Raw genomic sequence first — 20,115 nt, 5'->3', positions numbered from 1 at the left:
CAAGCACTATCAGCCCTTAGGAATCTGTAGAAATACGCTCTACCCAAGGTGCCAAATGAGGAAATTCATCGGCCATTGGCTTGATTTTTTCGCGAAATTCATCAAGGTTAGGCCGAATGATCGTCACCCCTAAACTTTCGAGCTCCTCCTCATGTTCTGCAACCAGCCTCAGACTTTCTTGTGAACCCCACTCCATGGCGCTCCGTCCTTCTTCACGAAGAATTTCCTGTAGCTCCGGAGAAAAAGAGTCAAACCGAGAATTGTCAAACAGGAATGTGTAGGCGCTATGTACATGCCCCGTCATAATTACATAGTCAGCCGCCTCGTGATAGCGGGAGCGTAGGTGAGCCTCAAGCGGGTTTTCGACGGCATCGATAATCCCCTGCTGAAGACCGGTATACACCTCAGCAGAACCCATCGGTACCGGACTGGCTCCAAGCGTTTCCCAGGTCTTCCTGAAAATCCGGATTTCAGGAACTCGAATCCGTAATCCATCCAGATCCCCGACTGACTCTACAGGACGCTTGGACGCCATTTCTCTTGCACCGCGGTAACCGGCGCCGATCAAGGTAAATCCAGTCTTGTTAGAGATCTCCTGATACAGCTCATCACCCAAGGGACTAGAGAAAACCTCCAGGAAATGGTCTGCATCCCTGAACAAGTAGGGATAGGATTCAATAGCCGCGATATCATCATACGGTTCCAGTGAGGCAATCACGGTTTGAACAATATCATTGGCACCGATCTGCAATGCTTCTACGCTTTCACGAACAGATCCGGTGGTGCCAGAATGGGCAATTTCGATCCTGACATTACCCTCTGTGCGTTCTGAAACCCCATTCGCAAATCGCTGGGCTGCCTCGTACCAGAGATTGTCGGGAGATGCGATGGTGGCCAGCTGAAGTGTTGCTCTTTCCACAGCGAGTACGCTACTGGATGCAACAAATAGGCTCGTGACCAACCCAAAAGCCACTGCAGGCTTTAGATTTTTTCGATTCTCGCTAGCGTTAAACATCATGACACCTTTGTAGTTATTAAGCGTTATCCCAAGTTTAACTTGAGCAAACAATCTTAACTCTTCCTCTTTTCCTGCTCCTCTTTCTGATCTGGTATTTTCATCACATCTGAAAATGTTCCGATGCGTCCCAATAATGCGCTGGCTGCCACGGTATAGGGGCTTGCCAGCCAGACACTCCCGGGGCCGGAGCGACCCGGAAAATTCCGGTTTATGGCACTGATGGTGACTTGATCCTCATGTATTGAGGCCCCTGGGCCACAGTTGGCACAGGCCCCGCACCCGGGCATGATCAGCGTCACCCCCATCTTTTCAAAGGTATTGAGGTATCCCTGCTCTTCACAGTATTGCTTGACGTCAAGCGTACCGAACTGCAAGTAAAATCGCGTATGCTCTGGTATTCTAAGTCCATGTTTCAGTCCCCAGGCCAAGACTTCATGGTAGCAATCGAAGTCATCTCGCTTCCCCGCCGTGCAAGAGCCTCCGTAAGCGATATCAATAGGTACCAGCTTCTTGAGTTCGCCGGCCTGCAACCCATTACCCGGATCTCCCGGGCTTGCCAGCATCGGCCCCAGCTCGCTGATATCGAGGCTCAGGGTCTCCCTGTAGTCAGCCCCTGGATCACTTCGCATCCAGTCTTCGATCTCGAAATCGATGCCACGCCGCTCACGCAGGAACGCTTGCGTGACCTCATCGGGTTCGACGATCCCGGTCAAACCACCCATCTCGGCCACCATATTGGTCAGGGTGGCCCTCTCATCGATGGACATCTTGCGCACGGCTTGACCGCCATATTCAAAAACCAAGCCAATGGCCCCACCGCTCTTGATGGGTTCCTGCTTGAGCAGGTGCAGGACGATATCCTTGGCAGTGACACCGGGCTGCAGCTCACCCTCGAGCTCGATACGCAGTGTTTCCGGCTTCTTGCACCGGATGTAGCCGGTCACCCAACTGTTGGCAATATCGGTGGCTCCGGCACCGAAGGCAAAACATCCCAGTGCCCCTGAGTGCGGTGTATGGGAATCGGTACCGACTACCACCTCACCGGGGAGTGCATAGCGTTCCGCCATCAACGCATGACAGATCCCCTCGGATCCGCTAGCCTCTTTCAGAACACCGTGGGACTTCACCGGGTAGCGCTGGATGAACTGATCATGCCCACTGGCCAAGTTGGCCACACCGGGCAAGAGTCCCTTGGTCACGTGGGGGTGGCTTTCGGATGCCAGTACCAGGTGATCCTGAAAGGCGATGATCCTCTCCGGCCGATCGAGGCTCACCGAATCGCCGAAGGCATTGTGTATCAAGTGAGCACACATGCCGGTGAAATAGTCATGGCTGAAGCGCCAGTCGGCGGCAACGAAGATGCCCTCGCCGCGCTGGCTATCGGAAAACTCGGGATGCAGGTGGCGCTGGATGATCTTCTCCACCAGTGTGAGGGATTCTCCGGCGCTCTCACGCCCCTGCACACTCTCGGCCCGGGGCCACTGCCTGGATTTGCTGTAGGCTAGCAGGCCACCGTGCCGGATGATCTCCTGTGTCACGGCATCGCGCCCCTCGAGAAACGCCTCGATGGGAATCGCTTCACCCGAGGTGATCTTATCCAGCAGGGTGAAGTCAGTGGAGGTGAGGATGCCGATGTTGTCACAGTTCTGCAGATAGATCCGTTCGAAGCTCTCGGCAATGATCAAGCGGATGCCTGCCGATAGCTCGGCCAGCGGACTGGACTCACGCGACGACCCTTTGCCATAGCGTTTGCCTGCTACCGTGACGGCGAAACCACCCTCACGAATGGCTTCCTCGGGAATGGGTAACCGGTCCCCCGCTTTGAAGCCGACATAGGGGTAGCGACCGAGGCGCTCATCGTAGACCAGCATGATCGTGGTCGGCGTAATCTCATCGGTGGAGACGTTGTTACGCAGCGGCTGAGCGGCATCAAGGTCGATGGGATGGCCGGCCAATTGGCGATCGATCTTTTCGGGATCATCCGAGAGATAGAGCACTCGGCCCGTGATAGGTACTGTACGTTGCATGGCGTCCTCCTGAAACTGAGCTCAAGGCTAGCAGCAACGTCACCGCAGGAGGCGTGCCATTTCCGAAACACAGGCATCGCGATTTATCAGCCCCGACACCCTAGACTTTAGCCTCTACTACCTTAGTCTAAAGAGATCTACTGATTTAACCAATGCCACTATAGCTTCCTTGGTTATCAAGAAGGTCATGAGTCAGTTCTCAGTCGCCTTCCACAAGGAACTCGACCAGTTTGCTCGCCGATGCGGAGAGCAAGGCACCGGCATTATGGATGATCACTTGCTGCCGCAGCGCCCAATCATCCTCAAGTGGCACCACCACGACATCCAGGGTATTGACATACATTTCACCGACCAGGTGGGGAACCACCGCAATACCCAGGCCCGCATCCACCATGCGGCAGAGCGCATCCAGACTGGTCACCCCAATGGTCACATTCAGGGATCGCGACAAGGCCTTTGCCTTGGTATTCAATAGCGCTGTCAATGCGCTATCACCCCGCAGCGCCACGAAGGACTCATCGAGCAGGGACGCGAAGCTGATCTTCTCAGCACCAGCCTTCGCATGATTGCGGATCATGATCACTGAGAGCCGATCCGCGCGGTAATTCAGCTTAGTGAAGTCATCGGTTTCGGGAATATTGTTGCAAATACCGAAGTCGACCTCGCCCCGCGTCACCATCTCGATGACCTCGATGGTGTTCTGCTCTTCCAACTCGACGCGCACATCGGGAAACATGCGTTTGAAGGACGCGATATCTTCGGGAAGAAACTGAACGATGGATGAGAGGTTGGCGGAGATCTTGACCGTACCCCGGATACCGGAGAAGAAACTCGACAGCTCGGCACCGAGCGATTCCAGGTTGGCCAGAACATCCTCGGCATGCCTGAGGACCACCTCCCCCACAGGCGTCACCGAGATTCCGCGATGATGGCGTATCAGCACCGGTAGGCCTACCGTGGACTCGATCTCGGCGATGCGGCGACTGACGGCCGATGGGGTAATGAACTCGCGGGCCGCCGCCCTGGCGATGTTCTTCTCTTGGCACACTGCGACAAAAAGCCGTAGCGACGTCAAGTCCAGCTTCTTGACGATATTCTCCATGACCTATTTTTCCTTGTTACACGAGTTTCATCTCGGAGAATCATGCGCTGCTGGCCTGGATCAGAAAGCTCTGCAGCGCCTGCGTTGCTTCGTCGAAGTCAGCATCATGATGCCAGATCAGGCCCAGTTCCATGGGTGGGACCCGATCATCCAAGGGGCGGCAGCCAATCTTCCTGCCCTCCAGGGACCAGGGCCGATAGAGCATGTCAGAGAGGATCGTCACACCGAACCCGTGTGCTACCAACCCCCGCAGCGCCTCCATGGACGAGGTACGGAAGGCCACGCGGGGCTGCACAGCGTGAGACTGCCAATAGCGAGTCGCCGAGACCTCCCCCTCATCGACGGTCGGCATGATATACGCCTGTTCGGCCACGTCCTCCAGGGTGACGTTCGATCGGTGCATGAGGGGATGGTCGGCAGCCAACCAGAGCTGGCGTCGCGAGCGAATCAGCACATGGTGCGCAAAGCGTTCCCGGTGGGCGGAATTGGACAGGATTATCAGCCCCAGCTCGAGATCGCCCTCCATTACGCACTTTTCGATGCCTTCTCGTTCCATGTCGATCAGCTCGACCTCGACCTCAGGATAGCTGCGTTTGAAACGTGCCAGCAGGTTAGGGAGGAAATAGCCGAGAACGGTGTAGGAGGCGCCGACGCGAACCGTGCCGCTGACGCTATGGCGCTGGAACCTAGGCTCGCTCAAGGCATCCTGAAGGGTATCGAGAATATGCCGGGCGTGCCGATAGAACTGATGCCCCTCCGCCGTGAGTTCGACGCCAGTGGGTTTACGCTCGAAGAGCCTCACCCCCATGCGTTCTTCGAGCTGATGGACTGCTGCGGTGACCGCCGACTGCGACACATTGACCTTGGCCGCCGCCATCGAGAACTGGCGAGCCTCGCTGGCCGCCACGAAGTAGCGTAGTTGCCGCATCGACACATCGTGGAGCTTTGACATAAAAAAAACAGATACCAGGTAGATATTTTTATCGTTTTACAATACCCCTGCCGCTCCCTAGTCTCAAGCTCCATCGAATGCCCTACTCACGAACAATCCGACTAGCGTCAGGCGGAGTTAGCTTATGAGCCTCCCTGCTTCAGCAACTGAACCACATAAAAACAATACGTTGTGCCTTATCAATGGTGTCCAGGCTCTGGCCCGGCTCCCTGCCATTCAGCGCCAGCGTGATGCTGCCACGGGGCTCAACACAGCCGGCTTCATCTCGGGCTACCGGGGTTCACCGCTGGGCGGTCTGGATCAGGCCCTGTGGAAGAACAAGGCAGAGCTCAAGACGAACCACATTCATTTCCAACCTGGCATCAACGAGGAACTGGCCGCCACCGCCATCTGGGGGAGTCAACAGGTCAACCTGTTCGAGGGCGCCAAGTACGATGGCGTCTTCGGCATGTGGTACGGCAAGGGTCCCGGAGTCGATCGCAGCGGTGACGTCTTCCGTCATGCCAACTCTGCAGGGACCTCGCAGCATGGCGGTGTGCTGGCCATCGCAGGCGACGATCACGCCTCCCGCTCCTCCTCCCTGGCCCACCAGACCGAGCAGGTCTTCCAAGCCGTCATGATGCCGACCCTCGCCCCAGCAGATGTTCAGGAATATCTCGATTACGGGATCCATGGCTGGGCGATGTCGCGCTATTCCGGCTGCTGGGTCGCGCTCAAGGCCGTGGCCGACACTGTCGAGAGCGGTGCCGTAGTCGACGTCGATCCCTGGCGGGTAGAGACCCATTTACCCGAAGACCTCGTCCTGCCCGAGCAAGGGCTCGGCATTCGCTGGCCCGATCCCCCCCTGGACCAGGAGGCTCGCCTGGCGCAATACAAGCTCCGCGCCGCCCAGGCCTACGCACGCGCCAACCGACTCGACCGAGTGACGTTCGACGCCCCCGAGGCGCGGCTGGGCATCGTCACCTCGGGCAAGTCCTATCTGGATGTCTGCCAGGCACTCGACAGCCTGGGAATCGACGCCGAGGGCGCCAAGCGACTCGGCCTGCGAGTCTACAAGGTAGGCATGGTCTGGCCCCTGGAGCCCGATGGGATTCGCCGGTTCGCCAGTGGGCTCGATGAGATCATCGTCGTCGAGGAGAAGCGCGCCTTTCTCGAACAGCAGCTCAAGGAGGTGCTCTTCTCTCTCGAGGAGCGCGCGCGCCCGCGTGTCGTCGGCAAGACGGACGGTAGCCAGGCGACTGCCGATCACTGGTTGCTCCCGGAGTGCGGCGAACTCTCCTATCTGGACATCGCCGGCGTCCTGGTGGCTCGGCTCCTCGAGCATCGTGAGGATACGGGCTTGCAAGCCCGTCTCGACGCGCTGCTGCAACGTCGCTACGCGCCTGGCCAGCTTGCGGCCTCGGGGATGCAACGGGTGCCCCACTATTGCTCGGGCTGCCCCCACAACACCTCCACCAAGGTCCCCGAGGGTAGCCGCGCCCTGGCCGGGATCGGCTGCCACTTCATGGCCGCCTGGATCTACCCGGAGACGCAGACCTTCTCCCAGATGGGCGGCGAAGGAGCGGCCTGGATCGGCCAGGCACCCTTCACCGAGACGCGACATGTCTTCGCCAACCTGGGGGACGGCACCTATTTCCATTCCGGTCTCCTGGCGATCCGGGCCGCCGTCGCGGCCAAGGCGCCGATCACCTACAAGATCCTCTACAACGATGCGGTCGCCATGACCGGTGGCCAGCCGGTGGATGGCACCCTGACGGTGCCGCAGATCTCTCAACAGTTGGCCGCCGAGGGGGTCAAGCGCATCATCGTGGTCAGCGATGACACGGACAAGTATGCCCAGATCAGCGGGCTGGCCGATGGCGTGCCGGTACGCCATCGCAGCGAGATGGAGGCGATCCAGCGCGAACTGCGCGATTATCCGGGCGTCTCGGCGATCATCTATGACCAGACCTGTGCCGCCGAGAAGCGCCGCCGGCGCAAGCGTAAGCAGTATCCCGATCCGCCACGCCGGGTGATGATCAACGAGGCGGTCTGCGAAGGGTGCGGGGACTGCAGCCGCCAGTCGAACTGCATGTCGGTGGTCTCGGTCGAGACCGAGTTTGGCGCCAAGCGCGTCATCGACCAGTCCTCCTGCAACAAGGATTTCAGCTGCCTCGACGGCTTCTGCCCCAGTTTCGTCACGGTGGAGGGTGGACAGCTGCGCAAGGGCAGCCCGGCCTATGGCACCCCCGCGGCCGATGCCCTGCCGACACCGGCGCTGGCGTCGCTGGACGCGCCTTACAACATCCTCATCACCGGCATCGGCGGCACCGGGGTCGTGACCATCGGGACGCTGCTCGGCCTGGCGGCACATCAGCAAGGCCTGGGAGTCGTGTCCCTGGACATGACCGGCATGGCCCAGAAAGGCGGGGCCGTCTGGTCCCACGTGCGCCTGGCCAGGACCCAGGAGGCGCTGCATGCCCCCCGCATCGGCCCAGGCGAAACCGACCTGCTGATCGGTGGCGACCTGGTCGTGAGTGCCGATGACGAGACCTTGTCGAAGCTGCAATCCGAACGGACGTCGGTGGTGCTCAACCTGGCCGAAAGCATCACCAGCACCTTCATCCGCCGCTATGCCCAGCAGGCCACCAGCGGCGATCTGGAAGCCAACCCGGACCCCCGCTTCGAAAGTGAACGGATGTATCGGCGCCTGGTGGAACGGGTCGGGCAGACAGGCCTGCATTCACTGGATGCCAGTACCCTGGCGACACGGCTGATTGGCGACTCCATCGCCACCAATACCTTCCTGCTCGGGGTGGCCTATCAGAAGGAGCTGCTGCCATTCTCGGAGTCCACACTGCTCGAGGCAATCGAGACGCTCGGCACGGCGGTGGACTTCAACAAGGCCAGCTTCCAGTGGGGGCGGCGCGCCGCTCATGACCTCGAGGAGGTCGAGCGGCTGACCCGGCAACAGGGTGCCACCGGCCCCCAACCAGGGCTCTCCCGCACCCTCGATGAGGTGATCGAGCGCCGCCAGGAACAGCTGACCGCCTATCAGGATGCCGCCTACGCCAAGCGCTACACCGACAAAGTGCAACGGATCCGCAACCTGGAGAAGCGCCTGCAGCCCCACGCCATCGGCCTGACGGAGGCCGTCGCTCGCCACTATTTCAAGCTGCTCGCCTACAAGGACGAGTATGAGGTGGCGCGGCTCTACTCCGATCCCAAGTTCATGGAGAAGATCCACGAGACCTTCGAGGGCGATTTCAAGCTCAACTTCCAGCTCGCGCCACCGCTGTGGGCACGCGGCAAGGCGGGGGATCCCCCCAGAAAACGGAGCTATGGCCCCTGGATGATGAAAGCCTTCAAGCTGCTGGCTCGCCTGAAATTCCTGCGCCAGACCCCGCTCGACCCCTTCGGGCACACCCACGACCGGAAACTCGAGAGAACGCTGCTCAAGGACTATGAACGGCTGCTGGACACTCTGGAAGCCGAATTGACCGCCGAGAATCATCCCGTGGCGGTCAAGCTCGCCGCCCTGCCCGATCGGATCCGCGGCTTTGGCCCCGTGAAGGAGCGGTACGCCCAGCACGCCCAAGAGATGCAACAGCAGCTGCTCCGGGACTTTCGCAACCTGAAGCCATCGATCCAGAAGATCGACTGCTATGAAGTCAGCTGAATGCCGTTTGCCATCGGGTCCTCTCTCGCCCGGTGGCCTTTTTCTTCTCGACCTCGTCAGCCGCTAGCTAGCGGCAAAGTGGGCTGCTGGTAGGGTGGTGGATCCAGAACTACGTAACAATGGCCCCCCTCACTCCGTTGAGGCCTCTCACTCCCTCCGTTATGAATCTTGAGGTTGTCCAGGAATTAGAGCCCCCTCCGAAGAGGGGGCATGGTTGGGTATCGATCAGCCGACCAGCTGCCTGGCCAGGGCCATCTCCACGGAGTCTCCGTCCGTATTGAGGGCATCCAGGCCCGATTCGGGGACGTCTCCCGACGTGCTCTGAGCCACGGCGATCTTCTTGGCCATCAGCGACAGGCAGGCGATCTGCGATGATCCGGCATAGCCGAGGTACAGCACTCTCACCGGCTGCCGCTGACCGATCCGCCAGGAGCGGCGGGCGGCCTGCTGCAGGGTGTAGACGTTCCAGCCCGTCTGCATGAAGACGATGGTAGGGAAGTCCAGCAGGTCGAGCCCGGTCTTCACCAGGTCCGGATTGGTGATCAGCACGTCGACACCGCGGTCGACCTGTTCGGCAATCCAGTCCTCGCGCCGCTGGGTCTCCACGCTGGAGCGCAGCACCGCGACCTTGAAGCCGGCCTGGGTGAGCACCGCCTTGAGTCGGCTGCTGGTATCGCGCTTGCCGGTGTAGGTCGTGTAGACCAGCACCTTGCGCCCCTCCGCCTTCTCTCGCTTGCAGATCTCCACCAGCTCACGCTCCTTGGGCATCGGCTGCCGCTCGCCGTAGAGGCTCTTCACGAACGCCAGCAGGCTGCCCGAACGCGGATGCTTGACCGTCTCCGGTCGGAAGCAGCAGTCCGGCCAGGCCAGCAGCGCATTGAGCACCACGCCCAGCAGGGTGGTGTCCTTGCGTGCCAGCGCCTGTCTGAGCTCGGCGGTCAGCTGACCCTCGAGCCGCCGGTAGGCAAAGGCCTGCTCGTCGTCCATCGGCACCTCGATGAAGTCTTCATCGTAGGGCGGCAACACGTTGCCACCGATGTCCTTGAGCTTGAGGAAGACGGTGAAGGGCAGCACGTAGCGCATGATCCCCTTGGGGCCGAAGCCCGGGGCCTTGACGGTGCGCACCGACAGCTTCTTGCCTCGCGCTGTCTTGTGCGAATCGCCATCACGTTCGGTGTAGATGTCCTTCAGCACCCCGTGGTCGCGCAGGAACGACATGGCCGCAGGGCCCATCGATCCGCGCCCGTTGGGGCGATACCCGTCCTCGAGCATCTTCGTCGTGAGGATGCGGAACAGCAGGTGGAACAGGTCATCGGCGTAGCCGCCCATCAGGGTGCCGGTCAGCAGCAACGACTTGCGCGCCTTGGCTGCCAGCACGCCCATGGCCTGGCCCTGGGCCGACCCGGCGTTCTTGTACTCATGTCCCTCGTCCACGATCAGCAGATCGAAGGTGTGATCCGGAAGCTGGCGTTTGATGAACTCGGTCGGCTGATACCCGCCTTCGCCGAAGCCGAACTCCATCGTGGCCATGGTCCGCTCCATCCGGGCCGCCTGCCGGTCGGAGAACACCAGCTCCCCGTTCTCATCCATGAGGTTGATGAACTCGTGGATGTTGTCGCCCAGCAGCGTGGCCAGGAATTCCTCGCCAAACTGCTGCACCAGGCGCTCCGAGGAGACCTTGCCGATGGTAGGCAGCTTGCGCAGCGCCTTGAGCACCAGGTCGCGCTGCAGGCTGCCCGTCGCCCGCTGTGGCCGCATCAGCGTCCAGAGAGGGCTGTGACAGTGCCGGCACTTGTGGCGCCGCTCTTCACGGAGAAACTGCGACAACGGTACCGCTTCGTTGTCGCTGTCGATCAGCGTGCCACCGCACTGAGGGCAGGCCGCCAGCTCGCCGCCCGGCACGCGCTTGCGCGCGGCGACGGGTCGCCAGTGAAAGCCCATGCGCATGCGCACACGCCCCAGGATGAAGAACTCCGGCCGTCCATCGGACGGCTGGCCCAGGGCCTCACGGAGCTTGAGCAGCTTGACCAGGGTGTCCGGGCCGTTCAGCACCCAGACCCTGGCCTGATCGACGGTCTCCAGGATCTCCCGCCGCCACTTGTAGACCAGGTGGGGCGGTGCGATCACCAGGAAGCGCCGATAGCCTTCACCGTGACAGACCGCCGCGGTGGCGATGGCCATCATGGTCTTGCCGGTGCCCATCTCGGCGTTGATGATGCCCGCCGGCTCGTGCCGGTCGAGCAGCAGCGCCGAGATGGCCTGGACCACCTCGGCCTGCTCGGGGAAAGGCGCTCGCTTGAGAGACGCCATGATGGCCTGGCGACGAGGGTTGGGCTCGCCGTCATAGACCGGGGGATGGGAGCGGTTGAGCGAGGCCAGCAGGCCGTCGCCAAACTCCTCCACGAAGGCGTTGAGGTCCACCTGAGGCCCGAAGACCTCGCCAGGCTTCGCCATGCCGGCCGCCGCCGGCAGCTGAGTGATGTCGTTCATGTCCGTCTCCTTGTGCACAAGAAAACGGCGGACACTCTCCTCCCCTGGCGGGTTGGGAAGGCCCGCCGTGGGGAATGGCGCCCGGGGCGCCGGTCAGTAGTCGTCTGGCAGCAGCAGCGTGGTGGCGCTGCGGTCCGCCTCGGTGATGATCCAGACCGTGAGCGACTCACCGACCCGGTAGGACGAGAGCAGCCTGTCACCGTGAATCAGCGCCTGCTCATTGCTCTGGCGGTCCTCCTCGGGCACGTCACCCCAGTCGCCGGTGACGTGTCGTCGGAGCAGCGCCATGGGCGAGACCTCGCCCCTCTCCACCCGCTCGTTGACGGCCCGGGTCATCACCACGCGCCCCATCTCGAAGCGGCGCGGATCCGGTCGGCGACCCGGTTGAGCGGGGCAGGCGCATCGCCTGCCTCGGCGTCTGCAGTCTGATCACCCTCCTCCGGCTCGCCGTCATTGGCCGCCGGCGTCGAGGTAATGGTCAGTAGCTGCCCACAGTGAGGCGAGTCCGGCGTCATCTCCCAGGCGCGTATCACCGGCACAAAGCGGTCGGTGAGCACGCGGGTCTCGGTGATGGAGCCGTCTTCCCGCTCGGTGAACTCGGTCTTGGCGACCTTATCCTTGTGGGTGTCGCCCTTGACCACCAGGCAGCGCCCGTTGGGAGCGGTCACCACGCCGGAGATCGCCCCGGCCGCCAGCGACAGGGCCAGATGCCAGGAGGAGAGTCGGCGTACCGGAGGACGCGGCGCCTGGCCGGTCTTCCCGAACACGCTGCCCACCTCAGGCCAGAGCCCCTGCAGCCGCACGACCTCATCGGCCAGCTGCTCGGCATCGAGCGACACGCGATAGAAGTGGCGCAGCTCGCCCTGAGCCGCCGGTACCACGTAGGGCTCGAAGGGCCACACCGCCGGAATCACCTCGGGCGTGACCTCCTTGCTTCCCACGCGCAGCAGCTGGGCGCGCATCGCCTTGGCCTCCTGGCTGCGCTCCGCCTCACGGCGTCGCACCCGGCGGCCCAGGATCACCACCTGCTGGAAGTCATCCACGGCGGCACGGAAGACCCGCAGCTCGGTGAAGTGGTTGACCAGCCAGCCGGTCAGCTCCCTGTCCAGGGCATAGTCGGGGACGATCAGCACCATCACGCCCCCGTACTGCAGAGTGCCAACGGTGTGCTGGTAGAACAGCTTCTCGAGGCGTCTGCGCCCCTTGCCCTGATAGCGCTCATAGCCGGCGTGGTCGGCCAGCAGGTCGCCATAGGGCGGGTTGAGCCACAGGCAGCCCATGCTGCGCGGCGAGATCACCGTGTCCATCAGGTCGCCCTGCAGGCCCCTGTCCACCAGGCCATGCATCGAGGCGGCCCGCTCGGCGTGATACTCCACGCCGCAGGCCTGTACGCGTTCGCGCCCCAGGTGTTGGGCAAGCTCGGCGATGGCGGCGCCCTCCCCCGCACAGGGGTCAAGCACGCGCATCCGGCCGGCGCTCGCCGGGCTGAGCGCCTGAAGCACCCGCTCGAGCGACGCCGCGTCCGTGGGGAAGTAGCCATTCCTGGCAAAGTTGCGCGCGATGCGCTGAAACATCAGTGCCATGCGACACCTCCAGTCGGTTGGGTGTGGTAAGCGCGGCCAGAATGTCCGCACCAGGGTGGAGCGAGCGCTCAGGGCTCGGGGGTGAGCACGCCGGCGCGAATCATGCCGCTGAGGCGCGGGGCCAGGTCGTTCTCATCGAGTGAGATCTCCCAGGCCTGAATCGGCCCCTGCGAGAACGAGGCCGGCAGTACTGCCTGCTGGGCATGCAGCAGCGTCATCACTGGCCCCTGCCAGTGATCCAGCAGGGGCACCGGGCAGAGTTCCCGCACGCGGGGCCATAGCTGGTCATCCACTGGGCAGGCACCCGCCTCGTCGTCGAGCAGGGCGATGCTGTGCAGGTTGGCGCGATCCGGCGTGATGCAGCGCTGGTCGAAGAGCCACACGTGCACCAGGGTGCCGAAGCGCGTCTGGCGTAGCCGGGCGGAGCGCCGGGAGTAGCGGTCCATGTCGCCAAAGACCATGACGTGGCGAGTGTCGCCCTGGCAGAGATGCAGGGTATCCAGGCCGTTGTCTGCCGCTGCTAGCGTCAGCCTGGCCAGCAGCTCCTGCAGCGCCGTATCCCGCCCCCACAGGGAGAGAAACAGGCACTCACGTTGCCGGCCAATGCAGAACGCATCGGCGTACAGGTCCAGGCACTCATCGAGGGTGTTGAGCTCGAGCATGATGGCCTCCATCGGTTAGCGAAGAGCGATGGGGACATCCCGAGCCCAGGGCATCGAGATGCCCCGGTGGGGAGTGGCTGCCTCAGGCAGCGGCTTGCCAGATCTGGGTCGGCGCCTGGAATCGGTAGCCCAACTCCTTCAAGCGACTCACCTGACGGCGGAACAGCGCCCGGTCCACGGTGGGATCGAGCTTGACGCTCTGCCCCAGGGGCCAGAGCAGGCCGAAGAGCTCGGCGTCGGGATTGGCCTCCTGGCCCGCGGCGTGGGTATCCGGGGCTTGCGGCCCTGGCCCCTCGCCAGCATCAACCTGAGGCGGCGGCGCAGGCGGAGCCATCGGCTCGCCCGACCCAGGCGCAAGAGGGGCTGGCGGCACGGGTGGCGCAGGAGCGGACTCCTCCTCCAGCGGATCCACCTCCGCGGAGTCGAAGCGCGGGCCATGCTGGGTCACCAGCATGCCGTCCTCGGTCAGCAGCATCTCGCCGACCCTGGCGCGGACCTCCACCACCAGCCGGCCTCCGGCGAAGTAGCTCGCCGGGCGGATCTCGAGCAGCAGAAACTCGCCCTCAAACACCCCTTCGCTGAACTGGTCCAGCTGAGGGTCCTTGATGACGAACTCGCCGATCGAGGCCGCCAGCCGGCCCACGTTGAAGGGGCCGTTGCGCCCATGAATGGTGCGGACGGTAAGCCGCCCGGGGATCTTGATCATCACCAGACTCCTGTTCGACAGGATGCGAAAAAAGCGGACGGGGCCGGCAGTGCCGGCACCCGTCCAAGCGGCATCGGGCAAGGGCCCGAGGTGTCAGAGATAGCCCCGCTCCGCGAAGGAGACCGAGTCCGAGCCGCCCACCACGATGTGGTCGAGCACGCGAACCTCGATCAGACCCAGTGCCTCCTGAAGGCGCTGGGTGATGCGTCGGTCCGCATCGCTCGGGTCAGGCTCTCCGCTCGGGTGGTTGTGGGTGAAGATCACCGCACCGGCGTTGTGGTGCAGCGCCGCCTTCACCACCTCCCGCGGATAGACCGAGGCGGAGTCGAGGGTGCCGTGGAACAGCTCGCTGAACTCGATCACGCGGTGCTGGGTGTCCAGGAAGATGGCACCGAATACCTCGTGGTCGTAGCCGGCCAGCTTGAGCCACAGGAACTCACGCACCCGGTTGGGCGTGGTGAGCTTCATGCCCTTGGAGACGGAACGCTCCACCACCTGTCGCGCCGCATCGATGACGCGGTCATCGGGGGCCGCCAGGTAGTTGCCGTCGCTGTCGCACACGAACAGCTGAGCCACGCTGGATGGGGAGTAGCGAGACTCTGCCGGGAGGGCAGCTGCTGAAGTGTGTGTCATGACCAGAACCTCCGGACATGACCGAGACCGCCCCCTCCGGGAGCGATGTCCCGGTCGGGGTGGGTAGTGAGGAAGGGTTACGCCGCGGCGAGCAGCGCGTGGTTCAGCTCGTCGTGGCGTGCCACCAGCAAGTAGTCACCGTGCTGGCGGTCGTTCTCCACCACGAGGGCCTCGAGCTCGAGAGCCAGAGACTGGTGAGGGTTCCCGCTGGGCGGGATGCGATGATGCGTCAGCCGCACTGCCTGGGTCCCAGCCGGGTACCCGGACAGCTGGCCGGCCACGTTCTGCAGCAGCAGCTGGAATCGTTCGATGGGGGTGACCCCATAGTCCGACACCACGTGCTCCGCGACGTACATGCAGTCGTCCATGACCCGCTCGCTGAGGCGGACCTTGCCCGCAAAACCGAAGTCACGGGCCAGAAACGACATATCGTAGGATTTCATGGTGGATCTCCTGCGGTAGTGCACACAGGGGACACACCTTCCCCACCGGGGATGTGAATCCCCTGGTGGGTGATGGCACATGAGTGCCGAGGAAGACGTGCTGCATCCAGCCCGGACGGGCGGCCTCGTCTCGGGATGCGCGAGGCCTTGGGAGGTGGCGTACCGCCAAGCGGCGCACCCTCGAAACGCCTGGGTGCTTGGGTGCCTCGGTTGGTGCCGGTCGAGGCCACCGGGCCGCCATGGGCGGCGCTTGCCTCTTGGATGGTATGACAAGAGCAGGAGCTGTCAAGGTATACCAGCTCCTGCTCTTGCTTGGGCGAGTGATTACCTCAGCCCAGGTACTTGATCATCACCCCCGCGGCCACCGCCGAGCCGATCACCCCGGCCACGTTGGGCCCCATGGCGTGCATCAGCAGGAAGTTGTGCGGGTTGGCCTCCAGCCCCACCTTGTTGGCCACCCGGGCGGCCATCGGCACCGCGGAGACCCCGGCGGCGCCGATCAGCGGGTTGATGGGCATCCGGCTCACCGCGTTCATGATCTTGGCCATGATCACCCCGGCGGCGGTGCCGATGGCGAAGGCCACCATGCCCAGCGCCATGATCCCCAGGGTCTCCACCGCCAGGAAGCTCTCGGCCATCAGCCGCGAGCCCACGGCTAGGCCCAGCACGATGGTGACGATGTTGATCAGGGCGTTCTGGGCGGTGTCGGTGAGGCGCTCCACCACGCCGCACTCGCGCATCAGGTTGCCGAAGCAGAACATCCCCAGGAGCGGCGCGGCGTCCGGCAGGAACAGCGCCACCAGCATCAGCAGGGCCAGCGGGAAGACGATCTTTTCGAGCTTGGACACCGGACGCAGCTGCGTCATGGTGATCTCGCGCTCCTTCTTGCTGGTCAAAAGCTTCATGATCGGCGGCTGGATCATCGGCACCAGGGCCATGTAGGCGTAGGCGGCCACGGCGATGGCCCCCAGCAACTCCGGCGCCAGCACGCTCGACACGTAGATCGAGGTGGGACCGTCGGCGCCACCGATGATGCCGATGGCGGCGGCCTGCTCGAGGGAGAAGTCCATCCAGCCCATGGCCGACAGACCCACCGCGCCGAACACCGTGGCGAAGATGCCGAACTGCGCCGCCGCGCCCAGGAACAGGGTGCGCGGGTTGGCCAGCAGCGGCCCGAAGTCGGTCATCGCCCCCACGCCCATGAAGATCAGCAGCGGGGCGATGCCCGAGGCCACGGCGACCTGGTAGAAGGTGTAGAGCAGGCCGTCACCGTAGCCCACGTTGACCGCCGCGTCGTGGGCGGCGCGCAGCTGGTCCGGCGAGGCGCCGTTGTCGACCAGCGCCTTGAGGGTGGCGCGCCACGCCTCCTCGCCGGCCAGCGGGTCCAGGGTGGCCCCCAGCGCCGCAGCCATCTGGTGGAGCACCGCGGGGCGCGCCACCTCGATGGCCTGGTCCAGCGCCGAGATGGCCAGGCCCGCCTCGGGAATGTTGGCCAGGATGCCGGCGAAGCCGATCGGCACCAGCAGCAGCGGCTCGAACTTCTTGGCGATGGCCAGATAGAGCAGCACCAGCCCCACCCCGATCATCACCGCCTGGCCGAGGGTCAGGTTGTAGGCTCCCGAGCCCTCCCAGAGTGTCAGCAGATTCTCCATGATCGTGGCCCTTAGAGCTCGATGAGCACGTCGCCGACGGCGACGCTGTCGCCCTCGCCGACCCGAACCGCAGAGACGGTGCCGGCGCTGGCCGCGCGCACCTCGGTCTCCATCTTCATGGCCTCGAGGATGATCACCACATCGCCCTCCTTGACGGCGTCACCCGGGCGCACGTTGACCTTGAAGATGTTGCCGGCGAGCGGCGCGGCGATGGTTTCGCCGGTGGAAGCCGGCGCGGCGGCGGGCTGGGCGGCAGCGCCCTGGGCCTTCACGTCGGCGATCTCGCCACCCTCGGCGACCTCCACCACATAGGCCGTGCCGTTGACCTTCACGGTGTAGGTCTCGGGGCCGGCCGGGGCCTTGGCCACGGCCCCGCCCTGCGGTGCGGCGACCGGCAGCCTGGCCTGGCCATTGCCGTTCTCCGGGGCCCGGGGCGCCGGCTCGAAGGCGTCGGGGTTGTCGCGGTTCTTGAGGAACTTCAGGCCGATCTGCGGGAAGAGCGCGTAGGTGAGCACGTCGTCGATCTCGCGCTCGCCCTCGGCCAGGCGGATGCCGTCGGCCTTGGCCTTCGCCTTGAGCTCGGCGGAGAGCTTGCCCATCTCGGCCTCGAGCAGATCGGCCGGGCGGCAGGTGATGGGGGCCTTGCCCGCCAACACCCGGGCCTGGAGCTCCTTGTTGAGCTCGGCCGGGGCGGCACCATACTCGCCCTTGAGCAGCGCCTGCACCTCCTTGGAGATGGACTTGTAGCGCTCCCCCATCATCACGTTCATCACCGCCTGGGTGCCGACGATCTGGGAGGTGGGCGTGACCAGCGGGATAAAGCCCAGGTCCTCGCGCACCTTGGGGATCTCCTGGAGCACGTCGTCGAGCTTGTCGCCGGCGCCCTGCTCCTTGAGCTGGCTCTCCATGTTGGTGAGCATGCCGCCCGGCACCTGGGCCACCAGGATGCGCGAGTCGATGCCCTTGAGGGAGCCCTCGAAGGCGGCGTACTTCTTGCGCACCTCGCGGAAGTAGGCGGCGATCTCCTCGAGCCGCTCGAGATCGAGGCCGGTGTCGCGCTCGGTGCCCTGCAGGATCGCCACCACCGACTCGGTGGGGCTGTGGCCGTAGGTCATGGACATCGAGGAGATGGCGGTGTCGACGTTGTCGATGCCAGCCTCGGCGGCCTTGAGGATGGTGGAAGTGGAGAGCCCGGTGGTGGCGTGGCACTGCATGTGGATGGGGATGTCCACCGCCGCCTTGAGCTTGGTGACCAGCTCGAAGGCGTCATAGGGCTTGAGCAGGCCGGCCATGTCCTTGATGCACAGCGAGTCGGCGCCCATGGCGGCGATGGTCTTGCCGAGCTCGACCCAGCCGTCCAGGGTGTGCACCGGGCTCACCGTGTAGGAGAGGGTACCCTGGGCGTGGCCCTCGACCTTGCGCACCGCCCGGATGGCGTGCTCCAGGTTGCGCGGGTCGTTCATGGCGTCGAAGACGCGGAAGACGTCGACGCCGTTGGTCTTGGCGCGCTCGACGAACCGGTCCACCACGTCGTCGGCGTAGTGGCGGTAGCCGAGCAGGTTCTGGCCGCGCAGCAGCATCTGCTGGGGGGTGTTGGGCATGGCCGCCTTGAGCTCACGGATGCGCTCCCAGGGGTCCTCGCCCAGGTAGCGGATGCAGGAGTCGAAGGTGGCCCCGCCCCAGGACTCCAGCGACCAGAAGCCGACGCGGTCGAGCTTCTCGGCGATGGGCAGCATGTCATCCAGGCGCAGGCGGGTGGCGAACAGCGACTGGTGGGCATCACGCAGGACGACGTCGGTGATACCGAGAGGGCGAGCAGTGTCAGTCATGGGCTTGACCTTGTCATAATAGTGAAGGGGTAGGCGGGAAACCGGGGAGCGCGTCAGCGACGGTGGCGCTGGCGGTAGCGATGCAGGGCGGCACCGATCACCGCCATCAGCTCGTCATCCTGGCTGGCGGGCGCCGGCGGGCGGGGCGCGGCGGCGGGCTTGGCCGGCTCGGGGGCGAAGCGCCGGATCACCAACGACATCAGGGTGGTGGTGATCACCAGCACGGTAAGAAAAACAAAAACAAACCCCATACCGAGCCCCATCAGGGCCAGGCCTTCCTCCAGAAGTTCGACATCCTGCATGCGGTGCCTCCGTGTGATCTTCAGCAACCATGCAGCGATCGTCCTACAACATGGCGGCTTGCGCAATTATCTCGATGGTATAACCTGCCACACTCGCAGCAGATTGCAATGGGGACATGGTGGAAGTCAGAGTTGTTAATTTACTACAAAACCCTAGTGGCCGCATCGGGCTCGCCCCCATGGAGGGGGTCATCGACGCCCACACCCGGGACCTGCTGACCCGCCGACCCGGCTTCGACTGGGCGGTCACGGAGTTCGTGCGGGTGGTCGATGCGAGGCTCCCGCCCCGCGTCTTCCACAGGCACTGCCCCGAGCTGCTTGGGCGCCCCATCGCGACTCCCGGCGGCGCCCCGGTGCACGTGCAGCTGCTGGGCTCGGACCCGGCAGCGCTGGCCGCCAACGCCCGGCAGGCGCTGCAACTGGGCGCCATCAGCCTGGACCTCAACTTCGGCTGCCCGGCCAAGCTGGTCAACCGCCATGACGGCGGCGCCTCGCTGCTGCGCGACCCGGGCCGCGTCTACGCCGCCGTGGCCGCCGTGCACGACGCCGTGGGCCACGCCATCCCGGTGACGGCCAAGGTGCGGCTGGGCTTCGCCGACCGCCGCCTGGCGCTGGCCTGCGCCCGGGCCGCCGAGGCCGGCGGCGCCCGCCAGCTGGTGGTGCACGGCCGCACCCGCAACGAGGGCTACCGTCCGCCGGCCCACTGGGAGTGGATCGGGCGCATTCGCACGCGCCTGTCGATCCCCGTGGTGGCCAACGGCGATATCTGGACCCTGGAGGACTACTGGCGGGCCCGCACCCTCTCGGGCTGTCGCGACGTGATGCTCGGCCGCGGCGCCCTGGCCGACCCCTGGCTGGCCCCGCGCATCCGCCACTGGCAGCGCACCGGCGAGCGGCTGCCGGCCACCCCCTGGGCCGCACGGGCAACCATCCTGGGCGAGTTTGCTGCAATGCAGCGTAGCATACTTCCCGAGCGCGTGGTCACCTCGCTGGTCAAGCAGTGGCTCAACCATATGCGCGCCCGGGACCGCGAAGCGGCCCAGCGCTTCGAGCGACTC

Annotated in this window: 15 protein-coding genes and 1 pseudogene; 2 read left to right on the top strand and 14 right to left on the bottom strand. The window is 64.1% G+C overall.

Translation table 11 applies throughout. The features are described from left to right. Window positions 1–16: 16 nt before the first annotated feature. The 4 genes from J5F18_RS03810 to J5F18_RS03795 all read right to left on the bottom strand — a co-directional run bounded on the left by J5F18_RS03810 (window position 17) and on the right by J5F18_RS03795 (window position 5,075). Window positions 17–1,069: a TRAP transporter substrate-binding protein gene (locus tag J5F18_RS03810; protein WP_346301005.1), complete on the bottom strand. Its 1,053-nt coding sequence runs from the start codon at window positions 1,067–1,069 to the stop codon at window positions 17–19. A gap of 2 nt (window positions 1,070–1,071) precedes the next feature. Then, window positions 1,072–3,045: an aconitase family protein gene (locus J5F18_RS03805; RefSeq protein ID WP_346301004.1), complete on the bottom strand. Its 1,974-nt coding sequence runs from the start codon at window positions 3,043–3,045 to the stop codon at window positions 1,072–1,074. 199 nt (window positions 3,046–3,244) lie between these two features. Beyond that, window positions 3,245–4,147 carry a LysR family transcriptional regulator gene (locus J5F18_RS03800; RefSeq protein ID WP_346301003.1) on the bottom strand — a complete coding sequence of 301 codons (903 nt, stop codon included), beginning with the start codon at window positions 4,145–4,147 and terminating at the stop codon, window positions 3,245–3,247. 40 nt (window positions 4,148–4,187) lie between these two features. Beyond that, the gene (locus tag J5F18_RS03795) at window positions 4,188–5,075 is read right to left on the bottom strand and encodes a LysR family transcriptional regulator (RefSeq protein ID WP_346301002.1); all 888 of its coding nucleotides are present in this window, start codon (window positions 5,073–5,075) and stop codon (window positions 4,188–4,190) included. A 193-nt stretch (window positions 5,076–5,268) separates the two neighbouring features. On the opposite strand from J5F18_RS03795, the gene J5F18_RS03790 reads away from it, so the two are divergent. Further along, window positions 5,269–8,757: an indolepyruvate ferredoxin oxidoreductase family protein gene (locus J5F18_RS03790; RefSeq protein WP_346301001.1), complete on the top strand. Its 3,489-nt coding sequence runs from the start codon at window positions 5,269–5,271 to the stop codon at window positions 8,755–8,757. Between the two features lie 225 nt (window positions 8,758–8,982). Here J5F18_RS03790 and J5F18_RS03785 read toward each other — a convergent pair whose 3' ends face one another. The 10 genes and pseudogenes from J5F18_RS03785 to J5F18_RS03740 all read right to left on the bottom strand — a co-directional run bounded on the left by J5F18_RS03785 (window position 8,983) and on the right by J5F18_RS03740 (window position 19,057). Beyond that, entirely contained in the window at window positions 8,983–11,211 is a 2,229-nt protein-coding gene (locus tag J5F18_RS03785) for a DEAD/DEAH box helicase (RefSeq protein WP_346302166.1), read from the bottom strand. Window positions 11,212–11,340: 129 nt separating this feature from the next. Then, window positions 11,341–11,583 carry a plasmid related protein gene (locus J5F18_RS03780; protein WP_346301000.1) on the bottom strand — a complete coding sequence of 81 codons (243 nt, stop codon included), beginning with the start codon at window positions 11,581–11,583 and terminating at the stop codon, window positions 11,341–11,343. A 137-nt stretch (window positions 11,584–11,720) separates the two neighbouring features. Further along, window positions 11,721–12,830, bottom strand: a pseudogene (locus J5F18_RS03775) (DUF6094 domain-containing protein); the annotation flags it as partial. Window positions 12,831–12,898: 68 nt separating this feature from the next. Next, on the bottom strand, window positions 12,899–13,492 hold the full coding sequence (locus J5F18_RS03770; RefSeq protein ID WP_346300999.1) for a hypothetical protein: 594 nt from the start codon (window positions 13,490–13,492) through the stop codon (window positions 12,899–12,901). An 82-nt stretch (window positions 13,493–13,574) separates the two neighbouring features. Further along, window positions 13,575–14,198 (bottom strand): DUF3275 family protein, encoded by a 624-nt coding sequence (locus tag J5F18_RS03765; protein WP_346300998.1) that lies wholly within the window; start codon window positions 14,196–14,198, stop codon window positions 13,575–13,577. A gap of 93 nt (window positions 14,199–14,291) precedes the next feature. Next, complete coding sequence (gene radC, locus J5F18_RS03760; RefSeq protein ID WP_346300997.1) at window positions 14,292–14,831, bottom strand: DNA repair protein RadC; 540 nt, start codon at window positions 14,829–14,831, stop codon at window positions 14,292–14,294. Between the two features lie 77 nt (window positions 14,832–14,908). Then, entirely contained in the window at window positions 14,909–15,274 is a 366-nt protein-coding gene (locus J5F18_RS03755) for a hypothetical protein (protein ID WP_346300996.1), read from the bottom strand. Window positions 15,275–15,603: 329 nt separating this feature from the next. After that, the gene (locus J5F18_RS03750; RefSeq protein ID WP_346300995.1) at window positions 15,604–16,926 is read right to left on the bottom strand and encodes a sodium ion-translocating decarboxylase subunit beta; all 1,323 of its coding nucleotides are present in this window, start codon (window positions 16,924–16,926) and stop codon (window positions 15,604–15,606) included. A gap of 11 nt (window positions 16,927–16,937) precedes the next feature. Beyond that, the gene (oadA, locus tag J5F18_RS03745) at window positions 16,938–18,755 is read right to left on the bottom strand and encodes a sodium-extruding oxaloacetate decarboxylase subunit alpha (protein WP_346300994.1); all 1,818 of its coding nucleotides are present in this window, start codon (window positions 18,753–18,755) and stop codon (window positions 16,938–16,940) included. Between the two features lie 53 nt (window positions 18,756–18,808). After that, window positions 18,809–19,057 carry an OadG family protein gene (locus tag J5F18_RS03740; RefSeq protein WP_346300993.1) on the bottom strand — a complete coding sequence of 83 codons (249 nt, stop codon included), beginning with the start codon at window positions 19,055–19,057 and terminating at the stop codon, window positions 18,809–18,811. A gap of 179 nt (window positions 19,058–19,236) precedes the next feature. Between J5F18_RS03740 and J5F18_RS03735 the strand changes: the two genes are divergently transcribed. Then, window positions 19,237–20,115: tRNA-dihydrouridine synthase (locus J5F18_RS03735; RefSeq protein ID WP_346300992.1), on the top strand; the 879-nt coding region annotated here is incomplete at its 3' end.

It is taken from the genome of Halomonas sp. BM-2019 (assembly GCF_017584085.1).
This window is presented reverse-complemented; position numbering and strand designations above follow the sequence as displayed.